25 protein-coding genes are annotated in these 22,305 nt (G+C 72.0%); 17 read left to right on the forward strand and 8 right to left on the reverse strand.

Annotation, left to right across the window (positions count from 1 at the left end; translation table 11 throughout):
* Window positions 1-52: 52 nt before the first annotated feature.
* Together KZC56_RS03090 and KZC56_RS03095 are read left to right on the forward strand one after the other, a co-directional pair.
* A complete protein-coding gene (locus KZC56_RS03090) occupies window positions 53-913 on the forward strand; it encodes a fumarylacetoacetate hydrolase family protein (RefSeq protein ID WP_247637841.1) in 861 nt (286 codons plus the stop codon).
* The gene (locus tag KZC56_RS03095) at window positions 895-1,662 is read left to right on the forward strand and encodes an SDR family NAD(P)-dependent oxidoreductase (RefSeq protein ID WP_372490546.1); all 768 of its coding nucleotides are present in this window, start codon (window positions 895-897) and stop codon (window positions 1,660-1,662) included. Before KZC56_RS03090 ends, KZC56_RS03095 begins: the two co-directional genes overlap by 19 nt.
* A 175-nt stretch (window positions 1,663-1,837) precedes the next feature.
* On the opposite strand, the gene KZC56_RS03100 is transcribed toward KZC56_RS03095, so the two are convergent.
* On the reverse strand, window positions 1,838-2,728 hold the full coding sequence (locus tag KZC56_RS03100) for an amidohydrolase family protein (protein ID WP_206252532.1): 891 nt from the start codon (window positions 2,726-2,728) through the stop codon (window positions 1,838-1,840).
* Between the two features lie 47 nt (window positions 2,729-2,775).
* On the opposite strand from KZC56_RS03100, the gene KZC56_RS03105 reads away from it, so the two are divergent.
* Window positions 2,776-3,453 carry a FadR/GntR family transcriptional regulator gene (locus KZC56_RS03105; RefSeq protein ID WP_136029458.1) on the forward strand — a complete coding sequence of 226 codons (678 nt, stop codon included), beginning with the start codon at window positions 2,776-2,778 and terminating at the stop codon, window positions 3,451-3,453.
* A gap of 30 nt (window positions 3,454-3,483) precedes the next feature.
* Here KZC56_RS03105 and KZC56_RS03110 read toward each other — a convergent pair whose 3' ends face one another.
* The gene (locus KZC56_RS03110) at window positions 3,484-4,146 is read right to left on the reverse strand and encodes a transaldolase family protein (protein ID WP_247637842.1); all 663 of its coding nucleotides are present in this window, start codon (window positions 4,144-4,146) and stop codon (window positions 3,484-3,486) included.
* 118 nt (window positions 4,147-4,264) lie between these two features.
* Between KZC56_RS03110 and KZC56_RS03115 the strand changes: the two genes are divergently transcribed.
* Genes KZC56_RS03115 through KZC56_RS03130 form a run of 4 tightly spaced genes read left to right on the forward strand, consistent with a single transcriptional unit; the run spans window position 4,265 to window position 7,544 of the window.
* Window positions 4,265-5,227, forward strand: coding sequence for a ribokinase (locus KZC56_RS03115; protein WP_247637843.1), 963 nt, complete (start codon window positions 4,265-4,267; stop codon window positions 5,225-5,227).
* Window positions 5,228-5,243: 16 nt separating this feature from the next.
* Complete coding sequence (rbsD, locus tag KZC56_RS03120; protein WP_136029452.1) at window positions 5,244-5,648, forward strand: D-ribose pyranase; 405 nt, start codon at window positions 5,244-5,246, stop codon at window positions 5,646-5,648.
* Window positions 5,648-6,460, forward strand: coding sequence for a GntR family transcriptional regulator (locus tag KZC56_RS03125; protein ID WP_136029450.1), 813 nt, complete (start codon window positions 5,648-5,650; stop codon window positions 6,458-6,460). The genes rbsD and KZC56_RS03125 overlap by 1 nt, the downstream gene beginning before the upstream one ends.
* Before the next feature lie 25 nt (window positions 6,461-6,485).
* Entirely contained in the window at window positions 6,486-7,544 is a 1,059-nt protein-coding gene (locus tag KZC56_RS03130) for a PLP-dependent cysteine synthase family protein (RefSeq protein WP_136029448.1), read from the forward strand.
* Window positions 7,545-7,560: 16 nt separating this feature from the next.
* On the opposite strand, the gene KZC56_RS03135 is transcribed toward KZC56_RS03130, so the two are convergent.
* Window positions 7,561-8,430, reverse strand: coding sequence for an FHA domain-containing protein (locus KZC56_RS03135; protein ID WP_136029446.1), 870 nt, complete (start codon window positions 8,428-8,430; stop codon window positions 7,561-7,563).
* A 12-nt stretch (window positions 8,431-8,442) separates the two neighbouring features.
* Window positions 8,443-8,709 carry a hypothetical protein gene (locus tag KZC56_RS03140; protein WP_136029443.1) on the reverse strand — a complete coding sequence of 89 codons (267 nt, stop codon included), beginning with the start codon at window positions 8,707-8,709 and terminating at the stop codon, window positions 8,443-8,445.
* Window positions 8,710-8,920: 211 nt separating this feature from the next.
* Here KZC56_RS03140 and KZC56_RS03145 point away from each other — a divergent pair, with 211 nt between their 5' ends.
* The 5 genes from KZC56_RS03145 (at window position 8,921) to KZC56_RS03165 (ending at window position 12,322) form a co-directional block, all read left to right on the forward strand.
* Complete coding sequence (locus KZC56_RS03145; protein ID WP_206252528.1) at window positions 8,921-9,751, forward strand: DUF4397 domain-containing protein; 831 nt, start codon at window positions 8,921-8,923, stop codon at window positions 9,749-9,751.
* The gene (locus tag KZC56_RS03150) at window positions 9,748-10,410 is read left to right on the forward strand and encodes a class F sortase (RefSeq protein WP_247637844.1); all 663 of its coding nucleotides are present in this window, start codon (window positions 9,748-9,750) and stop codon (window positions 10,408-10,410) included. The genes KZC56_RS03145 and KZC56_RS03150 overlap by 4 nt, the downstream gene beginning before the upstream one ends.
* Window positions 10,411-10,449: 39 nt before the next feature.
* The gene (locus KZC56_RS03155) at window positions 10,450-11,013 is read left to right on the forward strand and encodes an RNA polymerase sigma factor (RefSeq protein WP_136036703.1); all 564 of its coding nucleotides are present in this window, start codon (window positions 10,450-10,452) and stop codon (window positions 11,011-11,013) included.
* Window positions 11,000-11,737: an anti-sigma factor gene (locus tag KZC56_RS03160; protein WP_247637845.1), complete on the forward strand. Its 738-nt coding sequence runs from the start codon at window positions 11,000-11,002 to the stop codon at window positions 11,735-11,737. Before KZC56_RS03155 ends, KZC56_RS03160 begins: the two co-directional genes overlap by 14 nt.
* 66 nt (window positions 11,738-11,803) lie before the next feature.
* Window positions 11,804-12,322, forward strand: a complete 519-nt coding sequence (locus KZC56_RS03165) for a glycine cleavage system transcriptional repressor (RefSeq protein ID WP_247637846.1) — start codon at window positions 11,804-11,806, stop codon at window positions 12,320-12,322.
* 21 nt (window positions 12,323-12,343) lie between these two features.
* On the opposite strand, the gene KZC56_RS03170 is transcribed toward KZC56_RS03165, so the two are convergent.
* Window positions 12,344-13,054, reverse strand: a complete 711-nt coding sequence (locus KZC56_RS03170; RefSeq protein ID WP_136029435.1) for a FadR/GntR family transcriptional regulator — start codon at window positions 13,052-13,054, stop codon at window positions 12,344-12,346.
* A gap of 164 nt (window positions 13,055-13,218) precedes the next feature.
* Here KZC56_RS03170 and KZC56_RS03175 point away from each other — a divergent pair, with 164 nt between their 5' ends.
* The 4 genes from KZC56_RS03175 to KZC56_RS03190 all read left to right on the forward strand — a co-directional run bounded on the left by KZC56_RS03175 (window position 13,219) and on the right by KZC56_RS03190 (window position 17,700).
* Entirely contained in the window at window positions 13,219-14,454 is a 1,236-nt protein-coding gene (locus KZC56_RS03175; protein WP_247637847.1) for an aminotransferase class V-fold PLP-dependent enzyme, read from the forward strand.
* A gap of 61 nt (window positions 14,455-14,515) precedes the next feature.
* Window positions 14,516-15,829: an ABC transporter substrate-binding protein gene (locus tag KZC56_RS03180; RefSeq protein ID WP_136036084.1), complete on the forward strand. Its 1,314-nt coding sequence runs from the start codon at window positions 14,516-14,518 to the stop codon at window positions 15,827-15,829.
* 3 nt (window positions 15,830-15,832) lie between these two features.
* Window positions 15,833-16,783, forward strand: a complete 951-nt coding sequence (locus KZC56_RS03185; RefSeq protein ID WP_247637848.1) for a carbohydrate ABC transporter permease — start codon at window positions 15,833-15,835, stop codon at window positions 16,781-16,783.
* On the forward strand, window positions 16,780-17,700 hold the full coding sequence (locus KZC56_RS03190; protein ID WP_205812679.1) for a carbohydrate ABC transporter permease: 921 nt from the start codon (window positions 16,780-16,782) through the stop codon (window positions 17,698-17,700). The genes KZC56_RS03185 and KZC56_RS03190 overlap by 4 nt, the downstream gene beginning before the upstream one ends.
* A 61-nt stretch (window positions 17,701-17,761) precedes the next feature.
* Here KZC56_RS03190 and KZC56_RS03195 read toward each other — a convergent pair whose 3' ends face one another.
* Both KZC56_RS03195 and KZC56_RS03200 read right to left on the reverse strand, forming a co-directional pair.
* The gene (locus KZC56_RS03195; RefSeq protein WP_136036085.1) at window positions 17,762-18,775 is read right to left on the reverse strand and encodes an aldo/keto reductase family protein; all 1,014 of its coding nucleotides are present in this window, start codon (window positions 18,773-18,775) and stop codon (window positions 17,762-17,764) included.
* Window positions 18,776-18,804: 29 nt separating this feature from the next.
* Window positions 18,805-20,304 (reverse strand): aminotransferase-like domain-containing protein, encoded by a 1,500-nt coding sequence (locus KZC56_RS03200; RefSeq protein WP_247637849.1) that lies wholly within the window; start codon window positions 20,302-20,304, stop codon window positions 18,805-18,807.
* Between the two features lie 19 nt (window positions 20,305-20,323).
* On the opposite strand from KZC56_RS03200, the gene KZC56_RS03205 reads away from it, so the two are divergent.
* The gene (locus KZC56_RS03205; protein ID WP_247637850.1) at window positions 20,324-20,797 is read left to right on the forward strand and encodes a hypothetical protein; all 474 of its coding nucleotides are present in this window, start codon (window positions 20,324-20,326) and stop codon (window positions 20,795-20,797) included.
* Here the strand turns inward: KZC56_RS03205 and KZC56_RS03210 are convergent.
* A complete protein-coding gene (locus KZC56_RS03210; RefSeq protein WP_247637851.1) occupies window positions 20,785-22,257 on the reverse strand; it encodes a DUF4407 domain-containing protein in 1,473 nt (490 codons plus the stop codon). The two genes, KZC56_RS03205 and KZC56_RS03210, sit on opposite strands and share 13 nt — an antisense overlap.
* Between the last annotated feature and the right edge of the window lie 48 nt (window positions 22,258-22,305).

Here is a 22,305-nt window from a genome sequence, read left to right on the forward strand (position 1 = left end):
TGTCAACGAGACCGGCCGCCGCAGAGCGGCTTCCCGAACGATCAGGAGAATCATGAAGTTCGCGCGGCTCGGCACCCCTGGGGCGGAGATCCCCGTCCTCGTGGAGGGTGACCGCTACCTCGACCTCCGCCCACTGACATCCGATGTCAACGGCGACTTCCTCGCCGGAGACGTCGCCGCCCGCGTCGCCGCCGCGCGCGACGCCGGAGAGCTCCCCGAGCTGCCCGACGCTGCGGGGATGCGCGTCGGCGCCCCCATCGCCCGCCCCAGCGCGGTCATCTGCATCGGCATGAACTACGCCGCGCACGCGGCCGAGTCCGGCTCCGAGCCGCCGACCATCCCGATCATCTTCCTCAAGACCCCGAACACCGTGGTCGGCCCGAACGACACCGTCACGATTCCGCGCGGCAGCGAGAAGACCGACTGGGAGGTCGAGCTCGGCATCGTGATCGGCGCCCGCGCCGCCTACCTCGACTCCCCCGACGAGGCGATGGCGCACGTCGCCGGCTTCGTCGCCGCGAACGACGTGTCGGAGCGCGACTTCCAGATGGCGGTGTCGGGCGGGCAGTGGTCGAAGGGCAAGATCGCGTTCGGCTTCAACCCCACCGGACCGTGGCTGGTCACGCCCGACGAGGTGGACCACCGGGCCCTCGGCCTCCGCAGCTTCGTCAACGGCGAGCCGCGGCAGGACTCGAACACGAGCGACATGATCTTCCCCGTCGAGCAGATCGTGCACCACCTGTCGCAGTACGTGACGCTGGAGCCCGGCGACCTGATCCTCACCGGCACCCCGCAGGGCGTGGCCCTGTCGGGCAAGTACCCCTACCTCGCCCCGGGCGACGTGGTGGAGATCGAGATCGACGGCCTCGGCCGGCAGCGACAGGAGTTCGTGGCATGGGAGGCGCAGAAGTGAGCGGAACGATGGACGGCCTGGTGGCGATCGTCACGGGCGGAGCCTCCGGCATCGGCGCGGCGATCGCCCGCCGACTGCACGACGACGGCGCCACGATCGCCGTGCTCGACCGCGACACGACGAACGCCGACGAGCGCTTCGCCGCGTTCACCGCCGACGTGTCCGACCGCGCGAGCGTCGACGCGGCCGTGGCCGCGGTCGCCGAGCGCTTCGGCCGCATCGACATCGTGGTCAACAACGCCGGCATCGGCGCGCAGGGCGACATCGCCGCGAACGACGACGACGAGTGGGCGCGCGTGCTCTCGATCAACGTGACCGGCATCGCCCGCGTGACCTCGGCCGCACTGCCGTGGCTGCGGACGTCGCCCGCCGCCGCCGTGTGCAACACCGCGTCGATCGCCTCCACCACCGGCCTCCCGCAGCGCGCGCTCTACTCCGCGTCGAAGGGCGCCGTGTCGGCCCTCACCCGCGCGATGGCCGCCGATCACCTGCGCGAGGGCATCCGCGTCAACGCCGTGAACCCCGGCACCGCCGACACCCCCTGGGTCGGACGACTGCTCGACACCGCCGCCGACCCCGCGGCCGAGCGCGCCGCCCTCGAAGCACGACAGCCCCACGGACGGCTCGTCAGCCCGGACGAGGTCGCCGCGGCCGTCGCCTACCTGGTGGGACCGGGCGCGGGCTCGACCACGGGCACGTTCCTCGAGGTGGACGGCGGGATGGCGCAGCTGCGGCTCCGCCCCGAGTGACCTCGCACCCTCCCCGACGAGAGGGCCCGGCGACTCCCTGAGCCGCCGGGCCCTCTCGCGTGTGGCCTGCCGTGCGGAGTCGGTGCGGGATCGAAAACGTGCCGCGCAGGAGCTTCGGGGGTGACATATCGCACGCGCACCGCGCGACGGGATGGGGCGGACGGGGCGGGGGGGGTCAGAGGCGATAGAACGCGGCCGCGGTGTCGTGGAAGAGGGCGGCCCGGTCGATGCCGCGGGAGTCCGCCCACGTCGAGACCGCGTCGGCCCAGCGGCTGCGGGCGGTCGGCTGATACGTCGACGGGGCGTCCGAGGCGGCGTCCGTGCGGGCCGGGCCGACCGCGGAGACCGGCCAGTCGGTACCCCACATCAGGCGCTCCGGCCCGAAGACGTCGGCCGCGGTGTCCAGGAACGGCTCGAGCTGCACGAGGCTCCAGTCACCACCCGCCTCCGCCGGAAGACCCGACACCTTGCAGTACACCTGCGGGTGGCGTGCGAGCTCGGCGAGGTCGCGCTCCCACTCCGCGGTCGGGGCCAGCGGAGCGTGCGCGGTGCCGACCGCGGGCTTGCCGAGGTGATCCAGCACCATGCGCAGCTCGGGGATCGCGGCGGACAGCCGCGCGACGTCGGGCAGCTGCCACGACCGCACGCACGCGTCGAACGCCCAGCCGTGGGCCGCGACCTCTCGCGCGCCCGTCACGAACGCGGACGACAGCGCCACCGCATCCGGCTCGTCCTGCAGGATGTGCCGCACGCCCACCACCAGCGGCTCCGCCGTGAGGCTCTCCAGGTGGACGGTCGTGTCGGTGCCGCGGTCGAGTCGGGCACCCGCGACGATGCCGACCACCCCGAGCCGCTCGGCCTGTCCCGCGACCCACCGCACCTCGTCGAGCTCGTCGTCGACCGCGGTGCCCGCCTGCACGAAGATCGCGCGCTCCTCGGTCGACCCGTCGATGCGGGCGCCCTCGATCTCCTCCGCGGCGAACCGCGCGGCGAGGGGCCCCTCCAGCCACGAGTAGGTCAGAACCTCCGGGTCCCACAGGTGCAGGTGCGAGTCGAGGGTGCGCATGCCCCCATCCTGCCGTAGACATCCGATCACTGTGCAAGGATGACGCCATGGCTGTCACTGACGAGGCGATCGAGAAGATCAAGGCGATGATCGTGTCGGGCGAACTGGCGCCCGGCGATCGCCTGCCCCCGGAGAAGGAGCTGTCCGAACGACTCGGGCTCTCGCGCAACTCGATGCGCGAGGCGGTCAAGGCGCTCGAGGTGATCCGCGTGCTCGACGTGCGCCGCGGCGACGGCACCTACGTCACGAGCCTGGAGCCACATCTGCTGCTCGAAGCGATCGCGTTCGTGGTCGACATGCACGACGACGACTCGATGCTGGAGATGTTCGCGGTGCGGCGAATGCTCGAGTCGCAGGCGACCGGGCTCGCCGCGACGCTCGGCAGCGAGGAGGCGATCGCGGCCGTGCAGGAGGAGGTCGCCGGCATCGACGCCGGCGTGAGCATCGAGGAGCTCGTCGACCACGACATCCGCTTCCACCGCGACATCGTGGCGATGGCGGGCAACGCCTATCTGGCCAGCCTGATCGAGCACCTCAGCAGCCAGACCGTGCGGGCTCGCGTGTGGCGAGGGCTCACCGAGGGCGGCGCGGTCGAGCGCACGCTGTCGGAGCACCGCGCGATCGCCGACGCCATCGCCCAGCGCGACTCCGCTCTCGCCACGTCACTCGCCACGGCCCACATCGCGGGCGTGGAGCGCTGGCTGCGGCAGGCCGCGACCGCCTGAGCCGCACCGCGACGGAGCGAGCGGGGCGGGTCAGGCTCCCAGGCGCACCATGGCCGCGTCGAACTCGGCGGCGGAGGCGTCGCTGACCGGGTTGAACAGCACCTGGTCGAGCACGTCGGGGGCGGCGGTGAAGTAGGGCACGCCGGCGCGTCGGAGGCCGACCAGATCCTCCGCCGACCGCAGCGACGCGGCGAGCACGTTCGAGTCGGTCCCCGCGCACATCTCCTGCATCCGCGCGATCACGACCTCGCCGTCGACGCCCGCGTCGCGCATCCGGCCGAGGTAGGGCGCGAGGTACCGGGCGCCGATCGCGGCGCCCGCGAGGGCCTGCGCCACGGAGTACACGGCCGTGACGAGCACGGTCGCCCCGTCGCGCACGAGGGCGGACGCGGCCGCGAAGCCGTCGGGCGTGGCGGGGACCTTCACCGCGACCCGGTCGCCCAGCGCCCGGATGCCCTCGGCGTTGCGCAGGAAGGAGGCGGTGTCGCCACCCCAGGTCTGGAAGAACACCTCGCGGGCACCCTCCTCGACCCATCGGGCGTAGAGGTCGGGGATCTCCGCGGCGGTGCGGCCGCCCCGTTCGAGGATCGTGGGGTTGGTGGTGACCCCGTAGACCACGCCCGCGGCGAGCAGCCGGGAGACGCGGTCGACGTCGGCGCTGTCGACGTACAGGCGGGGCGCGATCGGGGTCATCGGGGTCTCCTCGCGGGAACCTGTCGTTACAGGTTCGGTTTCGGCTAATGTAATGACAGCTCCGAGCCTAGTCAACGCCACCGGAGCGCCCGCGCTGTCGAGGAGGATCAGGAGCGAGATGACACCCGCACACCCCGGCGACCGCACCGGCGTCGTCATCGTCGGCAGCGTCACGGCCGACGTCACCACCTTCTCCGGTCGGCTGCCGGCCCGCGGCGAGACCATCCTGGGCGACGAGTTCACGCTCATGCTCGGCGGCAAGGGGGCGAACCAGGCGGTCGCGGCCGGACGCTCCGGTGCACGCACGAGCTTCGTCGGCTGCGTGGGAGACGACCTGTTCCACGACCTCGTGGTGGACGGGCTCACGGCCGCCGGCGTCGACCTCACCCACCTGCGCACGGTCCCCGGCCCCACGGGCATCGCGCACATCCGCGTCGACGCGTCGGCGCAGAACGACATCGTGATGGTGCCGCTCGCGAACGCCGCGCTCAGCACCCCGCAGATCGACGAGGCGCTCACCGCCCTCGCCCCCACCACCTCCGTCCTGCTGACCCAGCTGGAGACGCCGTCGGCGCTGACCGCCCACATCACGGCGCGCGGCCGGGAGCACGGCATGACCGTGATCCTCGACCCCGCCCCCGCCGCGGAGCTCCCGCCCGCCCTCTGGCGCAGCATCGACATCGTCACGCCCAACGAGACCGAGGCGTCGCTCATCAGCGGCATCGAGGTGACCGACGCGGCGTCGGCCGAGCGCGCGGGCCGCTGGTTCCTCGCCCAGGGCGTGGGCGCCGCGGTCGTCACGCTCGCCGGACAGGGGTCGTGCGTGGTCACCGCGGAGGGCGCGACGGTCGTCCCGCCGTTCCCCGTCGAGGCCGTCGACACCACGGCCGCGGGCGACGCCTACGCGGGCTACCTCGGTGCCGCCCTCGCGAGCGGCAGCACCCTCACCGACGCCGTGCGCCTGGCGACCGCCGCCGGCGCCCTCGCCGTCACGAAGCAGGGCGCGTCGCCGAGCCTTCCGCACCGCGCCGAGGTCGACGCGTTCCTCACCGAGCGCGAGACCGCCCCCGTCGCGAACTGACCAGCCAGGAGCACCGATGCGCAAGACGTCCACCACGATCAACCCCGCCCTGTCCCGGGTGATCAGCGAGACCGGCCACACCGACACGATCGTCGTGACCGACGCCGGCCTTCCCATCCCCCCGGGGTCGGAGCGCATCGACCTGGCCTACCGCCCGGGCGCCCCCGCCTTCCTCGACGTGCTCGACACCGTGCTCGCCGAGCTCGTGGTGGAGGGCGCCACGGTATCCGCGGAGGTCGCGGAGAAGAGCCCCGAGGTGCTGGACGCCCTGCGCGAGCGCTTCGCCGGGATGGGCTTCGAGATCGAGCTGGTGCCGCACGTCGAGTTCAAGCAGCGCACCCGCACGGCACGGGCGTTCGTGCGCTCCGGCGAGTTCACCCCGTATGCGAACGTGATCCTGCACGCGGGGGTGGCGTACTGATGACCACCGTCGAGGACGCGATCGACCGCCACTCCGCCGCCCCCATGTACGACCAGCTGCGGCAGCTGATCATCGACGGCATCGCCCGCGACGGCCTGCAGCCCGGCGACCCGCTGCCCGGCGAGCACCGCCTGTGCGAGCGCTACGGCATCTCGCGCACGGTCGTGCGCCAGGCGCTCGCGCAGCTCGAGCACGAGGGGCTGGTCGAGCGGGTGAAGGGCAAGGGCACGTTCGTCTCCCGCCCGCGCACGAGCGAGAGCCTGGTGCACACCCTCGTCGGCCTGTACGACGACGTGGAGCGTCGCGGCGGGCACGTGCACAGCGACGTGCTGCGGCACGAGCAGACCGTGGCCGACGAGGAGGTCGCGCTGGCGCTGGAAGTGCCGGTCGGGTCGCCCGTGGTGGCGCTCGAGCGGCTGCGGCACGTCGACGGGGAGCCCTGGTCGCTGTCGACCACGTGGATGCCCGAGGCCGTCGGCGGGGTCACGCTCGGCGCCGACCTGACCGAGGGGTCGCTGTACCGGCTGCTGGCGATGCACGGCATCGTGGCGACGCACGGCGTGCGCTCCGCGGAGGCGACCGTCGCCACGCACGAGCAGGCGCAGCACCTGGGCGTCAGCGCCGGCTCGGCCCTGCTCCGGCTGCGCAGCGTCAGCCGCAGCGAGGACGGCACGCCCATCGAGTACTTCATCGCCTACCACCGCGGCGACCGTTCGCGCTTCGAGTTCCAGTTGCAGCAGGAGCAGTCGCAGGCGTCGCTGCTGCACGTCGACGGCGACGGCGGGGCCTCGCCCGCGGGTACCGTCGGCTGAGGGCAGCCCCACTACGCTCGAAGACATGAGCGACTGGACCAGCACCGCGATCGCCCTGCTGGAAGCCGACGCGAATCGCAGCGCCGACACGCACCTGCACCTGTTCCCGCTGCCGGCCGAGTGGGGCATCGACCTGTACCTGAAGGACGAGTCGGTGCACCCGACGGGCTCGCTCAAGCACCGGCTGGCGCGGTCGCTGCTGCTGTACGGGCTGGTGAACGGGCGCATCCGCGAGGACACGACGCTGGTGGAGTCGTCGAGCGGGTCGACCGCCGTGTCCGAGGCGTACTTCGCGCGGATGCTCGGTCTGCCGTTCATCACCGTGGTACCCCGGTCGACCGTGCAGGAGAAGATCGACCTGATCGAGTTCTACGGCGGGACCTGTCACTTCGTGGACCGCGCGGAGGACATGTCGCCGGAGGCCCAGCGCCTGGCGTCGGTGTGCGGCGGCCACTACCTCGACCAGTTCACGTTCGCGGAGCGCGCGACGGACTGGCGCGGCAACAACAACATCGCCGAGAGCGTGTTCAGCCAGCTCGCCCAGGAGCGGCATCCGATCCCGCGGTGGATCGTCATGGGTGCGGGCACCGGCGGCACGAGCGCGACCTTCGGCCGCTACGTGCGCTACCGCCGGCACGACACCCGGATCGCGGTGGTCGACCCCGAGGGCTCCGCCTTCTACGACGGCTGGGCCGGGACCGTCGACCCGCCCGCCGGGCGCCCGAGCCGCATCGAGGGCATCGGCCGCCCCCGCGTGGAGGCATCCTTCGTCCCGACCGTGATCGACGAGATGATCCAGGTGCCCGACGCGGGCTCGATCGCCGCGATCCGCCTGCTGCGCGAGCGCACGCTGCACTGGGCGGGCGGCTCCACCGGCACCAACCTCTCCGGTGCGTTCCAGCTCATCGCTCGCATGCGAGCCGCGGGTGAGACCGGCAGCGTCGTGACCCTCATCTGCGACAGCGGCGTGCGCTACGCCAACACCTACTACTCCGACGAGTGGGTCGCGCAGCAGGGGTGGGACCTCGCCCCGCACCGCGCCCGCCTGGAGCACTTCCTCGCGACCGGGGTCTGGGCGGACTGATGCTCGCGGTGCCGGGTCAGCCGAGCTCGCCGGAGCCGTAGGGTCGCACCGGCTGCTGCTTCTGGAACTCGTATTCCCCGCCCTGACGCCCGCCGAACGGACGACCGTGGTCGGCGAACTCCTCCCGGTAGTAGGCGAGGCGCCAGGTGCCCAGCTCGATCCGCGAGCCCGTGCGGAGGATGCGCGCGCCGTCCGAGCTGTGCGGCAGGTTCGGCCACCCGCCGCCGGTGGGGGCGTGCGGGTACAGCACGTACTCGTCGTCCTCGTTGTGCCGGATCTCGGCGTGCACCGCTTCGAGTCCGTCGAGCCGCAGATCGGCGTCGGGACTCGAGCCGATCACGGTCCGGTCGGGCAGCAGATCGAACTCGCGCGGACGGCTGCGGTCCCAGTCGCCCGAGCCGACCGAGAAGATCAGGCGCGGGCGTCCCGAGCCGGGCAGGTAGTGCGTCGTGGTCACGCGGCGGCGGACGTGGCGCACCACGGTGGGCACGAGCGGGAACAGCGTGCCGGGCGGGATGGAGAGCAGCGAGCCGCCGCCGCGGTCGCGGTCGCGGCGCTGCAGTTCCGTCAGCAACGTGGTGAGGTGGCCGAGCCGGATGTGCGGTGATCCCGCGACCGCGCGACCCACGGGTCCCGACCGCACGTCGCCGAACTCCACCAGGGTGCCGCGCGGTCCCTCCACCCGCACCCGGATGCCGCGGCGCGCGAGGCCGTCCGCGACGGGGGCGAGCTGCGCGAGGTCGCGGCGACCCATGCCGCCGAGGGTGGACGTGTCCGCGATCGTGACGACGACCTCGCGTCCCGCCGCGTGCACGGTGAACCGCGTGGGGGTGTCGTCGTCCGGCCCGCGGTGCTCGACCTCCAGGTCGATGTCGAGGCGGATCATGGTCGTATCCGCTCAGGCGGCGTGCGGTCCGTCGGTGGCGCGGTCGCTCGTGGTCACCCGCAGGGTGCCGTTGAACTTCCAGGTGGCGCGGGGCGCGTCGGGGCCGATGTCGCGCGGCACCTCGACGGTCATGTCCTCGAAGGTGTAGTTCACCGCCGCTCCTCGGCCGGTCAGGTACGCCCACATCTCCCGGCCGAGATCGGTCCAGTCGGTGATGGAGGCGCCGGTCGGGCCGGTGGAAGACGAGAACAGTTCGGCGGGGTGGTTCGTGTCGCTCATGGCGTGCTCCTTTGCCGGGTCCGGGTGTGTGGATGCGATTATGCGCGCGGTCCCGATCGATGTCCATCAGTTTCTGGGCACCGTCTAAAAAAGCACCACCGGGACCGGAGAGTGCCGACAAGATCGGGTTCGGGTGCATCCGCCGACCGCCCTCGCCCGGAATAAGGGGGCAATGGGTGGCGACCGCCGCCCCTGTTCAAGGAGGAGCATCGTGCGAAGAATCACCACAGCCGGCCTCGTCGTCGGACTACTGGCCGCAGCGGCCCTGGCCACGCCCGCGACCGCCGCGACCACCGGCAGCGCCCAGCTCTCGGTGCTGCACGCCATCCCGAACACCCCGGTCGACGTGTACGTCAACGGCGAGCGCACCATCGACGACTTCCAGCCCGGCTCACTGGCCGGTCCGCTGGAACTCCCCGCCGGCAGCTACGAGGTCGCGCTGACCGCGCCGGACGCGGCCGACGCGAGTGCGCCCGTGCTCGGCCCGGCGACGCTGACCCTCACGGCCGGTGCCAACTACACCGCCGTCGCGCACCTCACCGAGGCGGGCGACCCCGGGCTGAACCTCTTCACGAACGACACGTCCCCCACCGCACCCGGCCAGGGGCGGCTCACGGTCCGTCACGTCGCGGCCGCGCCCGCCGTCGACATCCTCGCCGGCGGCTCACCGGTGGTCGAGGACCTGACCAACCCGAACGAGGCGACGCTGAACCTGCCCGCCGGGAACGTCTCGGCCGCCGTCGCCCTCGCCGGCACCACCGACCCCGTGCTCGGCCCGCAGGACGTGGCGGTGCAGGACGGCGTGCTCACGATCCTGTACGCGTGGGGCAGCGCCGAGGAGGGCACCCTCGCCATCGCCGCACAGACGGTCTCGGGACTGCACACCAACCCCGGCGGCGTGCCCTCCGGCACCGCGGGCTACGCGGCGCAGCGGGACGCCGACACCGTCATCGTCCTGGCGACGGCACTGATCGGCCTGGCGATGATCGCGGCTGCGGGTGCGACCGTCGCCGTGCGTCGTCAGCGGATCGCGCGCCGATGAGACCGGGGGCGCTGCGCCGCCGCATCCGGCGAGGACTCCTCGCCGGATGCGGTGCCGCGTGCGCGGCGCTCCTGATCGCCTGCACCCCCGTGGGGGCGGGCGAGGTGATGACGTCGGATCCCCCCTCCGACCCCCCACGCTCGACGTCGCCCGCCCCCACCTCGACGCTGCGCCCGGAGACGCACTCCGCCGAACTGCCCGCACCGCAGCCCACGACCCCTCCGACCCGGCTGCGGATCCCCGACCTCGGCGTCGACATGACCGTGGTCGACGTGGGAGTGGAGCCGACAGGGCAGATGCAGCTCCCGGAGGACCCGGCGGTGGCGGGGTGGTACCGGTACGGCGCCGATGCCGCCAGCACGGCCGGACTCGTCGTGCTGGCCGCGCACGTGGACGCCGTCGGATACCCCATCGGCCCGCTCTCCCGGTTGCGCGAGCTCGGTGCCGGAGCGACCGTCGAGGTGACCGACGCGAACGGCGTGCCCCGGACCTACGCGGTGGAGTCGCTGGCCTTCTACGAGAAGGCGGCTCTCCCCACCGGGGAGCTGTTCGCCAGGGAGGGCCCGCCCGGCCTGGTCCTCATCACGTGCGGAGGACCCTTCGACAGCACGACCGGTCACTACCGCGATAATGTCGTCGCCATCGCACGGCCCGCCTGAGCACCCGCACCCGACGCCCCGAACGGAAGGGAGGCGCGCATGACCTCCGCGGACGACCCCGACGACGAGACGCAGCTCAACGAGCGCTTCGTCCGGGGCGACGAGGATGCCCTCGCCGAGCTGTATCGGCGGTGGTCGCCGGTGGTGTTCACGCTCGCGTTGCGCTCCCTCGGTGATCGCGCCGACGCCGCCGACGTGACGCAGCGCACGTTCGTGTCGGCCTGGACGTCGAGAACGGGGTACGACCCGTCGAAGGCCCGTCTGAGCACGTGGCTGGTGACCATCGCCCGGCGCCGCATCGCCGACATGCACGAGTCGCGGGCCCGCATCCAGCGGCTGCAGGAGGAGATGATGCGCGTCACCTCTCCCGACGATCTCGTCAGCGCACCGGTCGACCTGTCGCAGTCCATCCTGATCGCGAACGAGATGCGGCAGCTGCGACCCGAGGCGCGCGAGGTCATGCGGCTGGCGTTCTTCGACGACCTGACGCACGAGGAGATCGCCCGACGGCTGGACATGCCTCTGGGTACCGTGAAGAGCCACATCCGCCGGAGCCTCTCCCGTATGCGCGACCGATTGGAGGTCAACCGTGTCGCACCTTGACCCCGAGCAGCTCGCCCTGCTCGCGCTCGGCGAGCCGGTCGCCTCCGAGCGCGAGCGCGCGCACCTCGACCAGTGCCGGGCGTGCGCCGCCGAGATCGCCGACCTCGCCCACGCGGCGGGTGTCGCGCGGTCGACCGTCGCCGACGCGGAGCTGGAGTCGCCGCCCGCCGACGTGTGGGCGCGCATGCACGACGAGCTGGGCCTGCCGGAGCGGCTCCGGGCCGACCCTCTCCGCCCGGCGGAACCGACAGCGGGCGAGCCGCCCTCCGCCCCACGCCCGCAGCGCAGAATCGCCGCCCGCTGGTGGGTGCTCGCCGCCGTCACGGTCCTCGTCGTCACCGTGGGCGTGAGCACGTGGACGGCGATCTCGGCCGCACTCCGGCCGGTCACGGTCGCCACGGCGACGCTCGACCCGTTCCCCGACCACCCCGATGCGATCGGCACGGCAGAGGTGGACGAGGACCGCGACGGCGCGCGCACCCTCACGGTGTCGCTCGACGGCGAGGTCGGCTCGGAGGACTACCGGGAGGTCTGGCTCATCCGCAACGACGGGAAGGCGCTCATCAGCCTCGGCGTGCTCGACGCCGCGACCGGCGCATTCGCCATCCCCGCGAACGTCGACCTCGACGAGTACGACCTCGTCGACATCTCGTTCGAACCCGTCGACGGCGACCCGGCCCACTCGGGGAACTCCATCGTGCGCGGCACGCTCGACTTCAGCTGAGCGGAGCGCACGACGCCCGCGTCAAGGGGCATGTCCCGAACGCCGAACGCCCCCTACGCTGAGGCCATGACCACACTCATCCTCACTGTCGCGGGTGCCGACCGGCCGGGACTCGTCGCGGCGGTCGCCGACGTCGTCGACGCCCACGGCGGCAACTGGGAGAACAGCTCGCTGGCCGAGCTCGCGGGAACGTTCGCGGGCGTGATCGAGGTGTCGGTGCCGACCGACCGCGCGGGCGACCTGGAGACCGCACTCCGGGCGATCCAGGGTCAGGGGCTCCTGACGCTGTCGGTGCTCACCGGGACCCGCGGCGTGGCGGAGGAGGACGAGGAGCGGCTGCTGGTGATGCAGGTGCTCGGCAACGACCATCCCGGGATCGTGCGGGAGGTGTCGGCCGCGCTGAACGCGCACGCGCTGAGCATCGAGGAGCTCGCGACCGAGACCCGCGATGCGGCGATGGCGGGCGGACGGCTGTTCGAGGCGTCGGTGATCGCGAAGGTGCCGCCGACGGTCGACCTCGACGCACTGCGGGCCGACCTGGAGCGACTCGCGACCGAGATCCAGGTCGACATCACCCTCGGCTGAGCGGACCCCGCCGGCGCGCACTCAGGCGGACGGCGTCTCCGCGGTCGGGACGTCGTCGAGCCCGGAGTACCGCCGCACCCAGTACTCGGTGTACGCGACGTGCGCGGATGCCGCGGCCGACGCGGCGACGGGATCGGCGGCGGCGAGGCCCCGCAGGATCGCGCGGTGCCCGGCGTCGGAGTGCACCTTGAGCTCCGCGGCGTCGTCGGGCTCCGAGATGCGGTACGCCCGGGAGCGGGAGCGCAGCACGTCGATCAGGCTCGTGAGGGCCTCGTTGCCCGCGACCGCGGAGATGCGCATGTGGAACTCGTGGTCGAGGCGTGACTGCGCCTCGAAGTCGGTCGTGGCCTCGATCTCGTCCAGCACCGCGGCGAGCGCCGCCACGGTGTCTGCGTCGATGCGGGCGGCCGCGAGTGCGGCGGCATGGGGTTCGAGCACCCGGCGCAGCTCCGTCAGCTCCAGCACTCCCGCCATGGGCAGCAGCCCGACGGTGAGGGACAGACTGCCGATGAGGTCGGCCGCGCGCAGCTCGCTGACGTAGCTGCCCGAGCCGTGGCGCGTCTCCAGCACGCCCAGCGCCGCGAGCGTGCGGATGGCCTCGCGCAGCGATCCGCGGGAGACGCCGAGCCGTTCGCACAGCTCCCCCTCGCTGGGCAGGCGGTCGCCGGGGCGCAGCGCACCGTCGGCGATCAGCGCCCGCAGGCCGTGCAACGCCGTGTCGAGTGCGCTCATCGTCATCCTCCCTGACACCCCCGCCCCTCGTGCAGTCTGTCGGAACCGCTCCACGCGACAAACTCGTATGACAACTATGTTTCATCTTCGCGGATTCGTAGCCAAAATCGGGGCCTTGTGGCAAAGTTGTGCAACAACTCGCCCCCACTCATCGATGAGGTCCGATGCCCGCTCCGCTGTTCCCCGCTCCGCTCACGCTGAACTCCGGCCTGCGAGCGCGCGACGCCTGGCCTCTCGACCCCGCGGTCGTGCACCTCAACCACGGGTCGTTCGGCGCGGTGCCGTCGGTCGTGGTCGCGCACCAGGACGCCCTGCGTCGCCGCGCCGACCTCAGCCCGGTCGAGTGGTTCCCCCGCATCGCCGAGCGCGTGCAGGACGCCAGGGAGCGCACCGCCCCGTTCGTCGGCGCCCGGGCGGACGACAGCGTCTTCGTGCCCAACGCCTCCGCCGCGGCGACCGTCGTGTACAACGCGCTGCGACTCGAGCACGGCGACGAGATCCTGGTGACGGATCAGGGCTACGGCGCGATCACCATGGGGGCGGAACGCCTCGCCCGCCGCTTCGGGGCGACCGTCCGCACCGTCGCCCTCCCGCTGCTCGCGCCCGACGACGAGATCGTGCAGCTGTTCGCCGACGCCCTCACCCCGCGCACCCGGCTGATCGTCGTCGACCAGATCACCTCGCCCACCGCCCGCCTGCTGCCCACGCGCCGCATCGCCGACCTCGCGGCCGAGCGCGGCGTGCGCACCCTCGTCGACGGCGCCCACGCCCCCGGCCTGATCGCCGACGCCGCCGCGGTCGCGGGCGGCGACTGGTGGTTCGGCAACCTGCACAAGTGGCCCTGCGCCCCCCGCGGCTCGGCCCTGCTCGTCACGGCAGCACCCGACCGCGACGAGCTGTGGCCGCTGATCGACTCGTGGGCCGCCCGCGAGCCCTACCCCGGGCGCTTCGACACCCAGGGCACGATCGACGCCACGACGTACCTGGCCACCCCCACCGCGATCGAGTTCATCGAGACCGAGTTCGGGTGGGAGCACGCCCGCGCCGCGATGGCCGAGCGCGCCGACGCCGGAGCCGAGCTGATCGCCGAGGCGCTGCGCCCGTACGGCGACGAGGATCCGCTCACCCCGCTGCCCTCCCCCGTGCCGTCCATGCGCCTGATCCGCCTGCCGCTCGGGCTCGGCGCGACGCGCGAGGAGGCCGACGCGCTGCGCATGGACCTGCTCGACGAGGTCGGCGTGGAGACCGCCTTCACGAGCTTCCGCGGGGTCGGCTACTTCCGCCTCTCCGCGCACCTCTACACCGAGGCCTCCGACGTCGAGGCGTTCGTCGAGCGCTGCATCCCCGCGATCCTGCGCCGCGCCGGCATCCGCCCCGCCGACGCCCTCATCCTCCCCTGACCACCCGCACGACCCGACCCACCCGAAACACACCCACCCATCCCCCACCGAGAGGCACATCGTGAAGAACAAGATCTTGACGACCGCAGCGGGAGTCGGCACCGTCGCCGTCCTCGCACTCACCGGCTGCTCCGGAGGCTCCGGCTCGTCCGGCGGCGACGGAGACGTCACCCTCCAGATGGTCGAGAGCCTGACGAACCCGGCGCGCACCGAGCTCATCCGCGGGCTCCTCGACGAGTTCGAGAAGGAGAACCCCGACATCACGGTGAACCTGGTCTCGCCGCCCACCGAGCAGGCCGATCAGAAGATCCAGCAGATGCTCCAGTCCGGCAAGGGCGTCGACGTGCTCGAGGTGCGCGACATCACGGTCGGTCCGTTCGCCAACAACGGCTGGCTGTACGACCTCGGCCCCGACCTGAAGAAGTGGGACGGCTGGGACGCGCTGACCGACAACGCCAAGTCCGCCGGCGTCGCCGAGGACGGCAAGAGCTACTTCGTCCCGTACGGCTTCTACGGCCTGTCGCTGTTCTACCGCACCGACCTCGTGGAGGAGGCGGGCTTCGACGGTCCCCCGCACAGCTGGAAGGACCTGCTGGAGCAGGCGTCCGCGATCCAGGATCCGTCGAACAACATCTACGGCTACGCGTTCCGCGGCGGCCAGAACGCCAACAGCAACGTGGTGGCCGCGATCGAGGCCTACACGATCGACGGGCTCGACACGGAAGATGCGTTCCTCATGGAGGACGGCTCGACGATCTTCGCCGCTCCCGAGGCGCAGGATGCGGTCGACGACTACTTCGACCTCTTCAAGGAGGCGTCGCCGCCGTCCGCCGTCTCCTGGGGCTACCCCGAGATGGTCGCCGGCTTCACGAACGGCACCACGGCCTTCCTGCTGCAGGACCCCGAGGTGATCGCGACCGTGCAGGACTCCTCCCTCACCGAAGACCAGTGGGACACCGCTCCGCTGCTCGTCGGCCCCTCGGGCAAGGCCGCGCAGCCGCTCGCCGTCGCCGGCTGGGGTGTCGCGAAGAACAGCGAGCACACCGAGGCGGCCGTGAAGCTGGTCGAGTTCCTGTCGTCGGCCGAGCCCGCGACCGAGTTCGCCCAGGCCAACAGCCTCGTGCCGATCATCGCCGCCGCGGCCGACGACGAGTTCTACTCCACGGGCCCCTGGACCAGCTACGTCACCATGACCGAAGACCCGGACACGTACGTCAACGTGCGCCAGCCGCGCGGCGTGAGCTGGTGGACCGAGTGGATCCAGAAGTCCGACCAGGACGTGCAGAGCGTGCTGCTCGGCACCATGTCGACGAAGGACCTGCTCGCCTCGTGGGATGCGTTCTGGACCGAGAAGTACGCCGCGGAGAAGGGCTGACCCGTGGCCCGCACCATCCGTGAAGGGGGCTCCGTCGGCACTGCCGGCGGGGCCTCCCCGGCACGCGGACGGCGTCGGCCGTTCCGCGGCCGTCACGCCCTGACGCTGCTGGCGTTCCTCGCCCCGGCGATCGTGTTCGTCTGCTGGTTCACCTACTGGCCCATGCTGCAGGGCGCCCGCATGGCGTTCCACGACTGGAACCTGTGGGACCTCACGTCGACCCCGTTCGTCGGCTTCGACAACTTCTTCGCCGTGTTCCGCGACCCGGCGTTCCCGACCGTGGCGTGGAACTCCGTGCTGTGGGTGGTCGGCTCGCTCGTGCCCCAGCTCGTCATCGGCTTCCTCATCGCGCTGGCCCTGCGCAAGCGGTTCCGCTTCCGCGGGCTCTACCAGGCGCTGGTGTTCTTCCCGTGGGCGGTGTCGGGCTTCCTCATCGGCATGCTGTTCCGCTGGATGTTCAACGCCGAGTTCGGCGTGGTCAACGACCTGCTCATGAAGGCCGGCCTCATCGACGCCCCGCTGCCCTGGCTGGCCGACCCGAAGCTGGCGATGTTCGCCGTCATCGTCGCGAACATCTGGTACGGCGTGACGTTCTTCGCGATCATGATCCTCGCGGCACTCCAGTCGGTGCCCGACGAGATGCTGGAGGCGGCGAGCCTCGACGGCGCCGGCAAGGTGCGGCAGCTGTTCTCGATCATCATCCCGTACATCTCGATGACGCTGCTGCTGACGATCCTGCTGCGCGTGATCTGGATCTTCAACTTCCCCGACATCATCTACGCGATGACGAACGGCGGCCCGGCCAACCAGACCCACATCATCACGACGTGGATGATCAACTACACGCAGCAGGGCAACTACGGCATCGCGAGCGCCATCGGGCTCATCGTCGTGGCGTTCCTCATGGTGTTCTGCGCCTTCTATCTGATGGCGATGCGGAGGGTGCAGCGATGACCATCACCTCGACCACCCGGACCGGTTCCTCGATCACCGAGACCCGTCGGATCACGGTGCCCGACCCGAAGGCCGCTCCGCGACCGAGGCCGCGGGTGACCGTCGGCGGTGTCGTGCGCGTGGTCGGGCTGGCCCTGTGGCTCCTGATCACGCTGTTCCCGCTGTACTGGATCACGCTCACCGCGTTCAAGTCGCCGGGGACCATCAACCGCTTCCCGATCGAGTACTGGCCGAGCGAGCCCTCGTTCGACAACTTCACGAGCCTGTTCGAGAAGAGCTCGTTCGGGGTCTTCCTGGCCAACTCGGCGATCGTGGCGGTGTCGGCCGGAGCCGTCGCGACGCTCATCGCCCTGCTCAGCGCCTACGTGCTCGCGCGCTTCGAGTTCCGCGGCAAGGGGGCGATCCTCATCGCGTTCCTGCTGACGCAGATGATCCCCGCGTTCATCGCCCTCGGCCCGCTGTACTCGATGATGACCGACCTGGGCCTCGTCGACACCAAGCCCGGACTCATCCTCGTCTACATCGCGATCTGCATCCCGTTCTCCACCGTGATGCTGCGCGGCTTCTTCGAGAACGTGCCCGACGCGCTGGAGGAGGCGGCGATGATCGACGGCTGCTCGCGCCTGGGAGCCCTGTTCCGGGTGCTGGTGCCGGTCATGACGCCCGGCATCATCGCGGCGTTCATCTTCAACTTCGTCAACTGCTGGAACGAGCTGTTCCTGTCGGTCGTGCTGATGAACACCGACGCGAACCGCACCGTGCCCTCGGCGCTGAACGGCTTCATCTCCACGTTCAACATCGACTGGGGCTCCATGTCGGCCGCGGCCGTGCTGACGATCCTGCCGACCATGGTGATGTTCGCCCTCGCCAGCCGCTGGATCGTGCAGGGCCTCACGGCCGGTGCCGTGAAGGAGTAGCCCGCGCGCGGACGAAGGCCCCCTCTCGCTGATCGCGGGAGGGGGCCTTCGCCTGCCCCGGTCAGACCAGGCGGCTCTTCGGGGACACGGAGTACGTGTGCTCGGCGTCGCGGTTCACCGTGTCGCCCAGGGCCTCGTCGATCGCGGACAGCGTGTCGGCGTCGAGCGTCACGCCCGAGGCCTTGACGGTGTCGGCGAGCTGCTCGGGCCGGGAGGCGCCCACCAGGGCCGCCGCCACGTTGGGGTTCTGCAGCACCCACGCGATCGCGAGCTGCGGCATCGTGAGCCCCGCCTGCTCGGCGATCGGCTTGAGACGCTGCACCGCGGTGAGGATGTCGTCCTGCAGGAAGCTCTGGATGAACCCGGCCCCGGAGTTCTGGTCGGTCGCGCGCGAGCCCTCCGGCACCGGCTGCCCGGGCAGGTACTTGCCGCTGAGCACGCCCTGCGCCATCGGCGACCACACGATCTGCGAGATGCCCAGCTCCTCCGACGCGGGCACGACCTTGCCCTCGATCACGCGCCACAGCATCGAGTACTGCGGCTGGTTCGAGATGAGCTGGATGCCGAGCTGCGTCGCCAGCGCGTGACCCTCGCGCAGCTGCTCGGCCGTCCACTCCGAGACGCCGATGTAGAGCGCCTTGCCCTGCCGCACGACGTCGGCGAACGCCTGGAACGTCTCCTCCAGCGGGGTCTCGTAGTCGAAGCGGTGCGCCTGGTACAGGTCGACGTAGTCGGTGCCGAGGCGCTTCAGCGAGCCGTTGATCGACTCCATGATGTGCTTGCGGCTCAGGCCGGTGTCGTTCGGGCCCTTCGGGCCGGTCGGGAAGTAGACCTTCGTGAAGATCTCGAGCCCTTCGCGGCGCTGGCCCTCGAGCGCCTTGCCGAGCACGACCTCGGCCGCCGTGTTGGCGTAGGTGTCGGCGGTGTCGAACGTGGTGATGCCGGCGTCGAGCGCCGCATGGACGGTCTTGACGGCCGCGTCGTCTTCGACCTGCGAGGCGTGCGTGACCCAGTTGCCGTAGGTGATCTCCGAGACCTTGAGACCACTGTTGCCGAGATAGCGATAGTTGACCATGGATCAACGCTAGTCCCGGCGGCGGACGCTCAGGCCGGTCGGCCGAGGGATTCCCGATACTCGCCCCACGCCGCGCCCAGGCGGCGCACCCCTTCCGTGAGCACGTCATCGGGCGCCGTGAAGGGCAGGCGCACGTGGTCGTCGGGGGCCGTGGGGGACGCGGCGAAGGCGGCGGTGCCGGCGATCGAGACGCCGTGGGTCGCCGCGACGCGGGCGAGAGCCGACGCGGACCCCCGGGGCAGCGCGGCCCACAGCGCCAGTCCGCCCCGCGGCGCCACGTACGTCCAGTCGGGCAGGTGCTCGGCCATCAGGTGCTCCAGCAGCCGCAGCCGCTCCCGGTGCACGCGGCTGTTGGCCCGCCGCAGCTCGTCGGCGTGCGCGATGAGGTCGAGCGCGAGCAGCTGACCGGGCACGCTCGTGGACTGGTCGGCGAGCTGCCGGGCGCCGCGCAGACGCCGCACCAGCACCGGGTCGGCACGCAGCCACCCGATCCGCAGCCCCGCCCACGCCCACTTCGACACCGACTCGACGACCATCACGGGGGCGTCCGGTCGCTCCGAGGCGAGCGTGGGCGGCACGACGCCGTCGAACGAGATCCCCGCGACGACGCGGTCCTCGATCACCGGCACACCGTACTGCGCGGCGAGCTCGGCCACGCGGTGCCGGGCCGCGGCGGGCAGGCGCGTGCCCGTGGGGTTCTGGTGGTGGGGGTTGAGCGCCACCAGCACGGGGCGCAGCCGGGCCATCGCCTGCTCCAGCGCGACCACGTCGAGGCCGTCCGCGCCCATCGGCACCCCCTGCACGGTGCCGCCGCGCAGCCCCACGCTGTCGGTCACCCCGGGCCAGGTGATCTCCTCCGCGAGCACGATGTCGCCCGGCTCGACGAGCGCGTTCACCACGAGGCTGATCGCTTGCTGCGCGCCGTGCGTCACCAGGATCTGCTCGGGCGTGGTGGGCGTGCCCTCCGCGCGGTACATCTCGGCGATCAGCTCGCGCAGCACCGGGAGCCCTGCGGGGTCGGTCTCGGGCAGCAGCGCGAGGTCGAGACGCGGCTGATGGTCGCGGATCAGCTGCACGCCGAGCTCCGGGATCTGCGGCACCGTGCGCAGCAGGTCGATCGTGTTCGGCACCGCGGAGAACAGGGCCTCGCCGCGACCGGGACGCGCAGGGGCGGTGGGGGCACCGGTCCCCGCCACGCGGGTGCCGCTCCCCTGCCGCCGCTCCACGAGCTCCTGCTCCGCGAGCACGGCGTAGGCGGAGACGACCGTGCCGCGCGACACCGACACCGCGGACGCCAGGGAGCGCTCGGCCGGCAGCCGGTCGCCCGCGCGGAGCTCGCCACCCGCGATCAGCGCCGAGATGCCGCGCGCGAGCCGGGTCGCCAGCGTTCCGTCGCCGTGGGTCCAGCGGCCGAGCCGAGCGGCCAGCCCCTCGGTCGACACCTCGCCCGCTCGCACCAGCGGAGTCGCGCGATCCCGGGCCGATCCGTGGTCCATCGGCGCCGCATTGGCCCTGTCGTCCGTGTCCATGTGACCCGATTCTGGACCAATGGACACCTCCACCACTACTCTCACGCCGGATCTGGGGCCAATCCCCGCGGATTGGACCATCGACCGGTTGCTCGCTCACCTCGCCGACGACCGTGCGCTCGACGACCCCGCGCTGGTCGGCCCCCTGCGCCGCCTCGACGCCGCGATCACGGGGAGCGACGGCGGGCGGCCGCTCGCCGCGATCGTGCTCGTCCGCTCCCTGGTCCTCGCCGTCGCCGCGACGCCGGCCCTCCGCGCGCGGACCCTGCACGACGTGCTCACGTCCGCCCGCGCGCGGGGTGCCGGGGTGCCGCGCGACGCCCGGGCCCCGCACGACGCCCCTGCGCATCGCCCCGCCGCTGCCGCGGACCCGGGCACCGCGGGGCCGTTCACGGCACCGGGCTCCCCCGCCGGCGCACGGACCCCCGTGCGGGACGCGGATCCCTCAGCCACCGCGGGGCGCGCGAGCGGGCGCGAGCGTCAGGTGGCCTGAGCGCCCGGGGTCGTGACGATGTCGGCGCGGTCGCGGAAGCCCTCGGCCGTCACCCGGTCGAGCGCCACCTGCTTGCGGATCGCGACGGCCTTCTCGTACAGGCTCGGGTCGCCGTAGCTCGTGAGCACCTTCACCAGCACCGGCAGCAGCTCGATCATGAAGAACAGCGCGGCGATCAGGATGTGCGCCCACAGGATGGCCGGCTCCTTCTCGCTGAGCCGGTTGAGTCCGCTGATCTGGCTGAGCAGCCCCACCGCACCCGCGTTGCCCTGCGCGACCGCATCCGCGCGGGCGTTGTACGCGGCGAGCGCCTGGTCATACGTCTCGCGCGCGGCCGGAAGCTCGTCCTTCGCCTGCTGGCGGTTCTGCGTCTCGGAGGTCGAGGTGTTCTCCTTGGCGGCGGTGCCGGCGGCCGCGAGCTCGTCGTTGGCCGTGCGCAGCTGGGCGGCCAGCGCGTCGTAGGTCTGCTGCGCCTCGGCGAGCTGGGCCTGCGCGGCCTGCGAGCTCGCGCCCTCGCCGTTCACCCCGGTGCACCCGGGGACGGTGCCAGCGCCCTCGCCCGTCAGCTCGCACTGGTAGAGCACGCGCGCCTGGTCGATCACGGCCTGCTGCGCGGTCATCTTCGCGGTGAGGTCGTCGACCGTGGCCTGCGCGGCCGACTCGCTGGCGGACGACGAGTCGGTGCCCGCGACGATCCCGGTCGCCGCCTGGTTCTCCAGCTCCGAGACCCGCTCGGAGGCGGCATCGAGGGCCTTGCGCTCCGGGCCCGATTCGAGCGCCTCCTGATCGGACTGCGCCTGGACGATGTTGGTCGCGGCGACCTCGCGAGAGATGTCGTTGTGGAAGATCTGCAGCACGAGCGGCTCCGCCACGACGAAGCCGATGATGGCCGCCATGATCACCCGCGGGATCGCCAGCCCGATGAGCTTCCACACGTTCCTGGTCGACGTCATGGTCGAGGTGAGGAACCGGTCGAGGTTGAAGATGATGAGCGCCCACACCACCGCGAGCGGCACCGCGAGCCAGATCGCGGCCTGCACACCCGTGGTCAGCGCGAACAGCATCGAGATCGCGGACACCAGTGCGGTGCCGGCGAGCACGAAGAACATCTGCACGAAGCGGGGCGTCTCGCCGGGCACGCGGTCGAGGATCTCGCCCTCCGCGCCGCCGAGGATCGCGAGGGCGCGGAGTCGCTCGGCGGCCGTGCGGCGACGACGGGGCGGGCGGACGCGACGCGCGCGGGCCGGCTGCTCCTCGGTTGCGGCATCGGCGTCGGCGTCCTCCGTCGTCCGCGCGGACTCGGCACGCTCCGGAGCGTCGACGAAGGGGTCGGGGTCGGGTCCCGTCGGCTCGAACTCGCGCAGGAAGTCGAGGTCATCCGTCTCGGCGTTCGGGTCGCCGTCGAGGATGATCCGACCCTGCGAGTCGAAGCGACCCGGGCGATGGGCGGAATAGGGCATCCGGACAGGGTACGAAGCCCGCCTTGGAGTCGCTCTCAGGAAAGCCCT

It is taken from the genome of Microbacterium sufflavum, assembly GCF_023091155.1.
GTDB classification, from domain to species: Bacteria; Actinomycetota; Actinomycetes; order Actinomycetales; family Microbacteriaceae; genus Microbacterium; species Microbacterium sufflavum.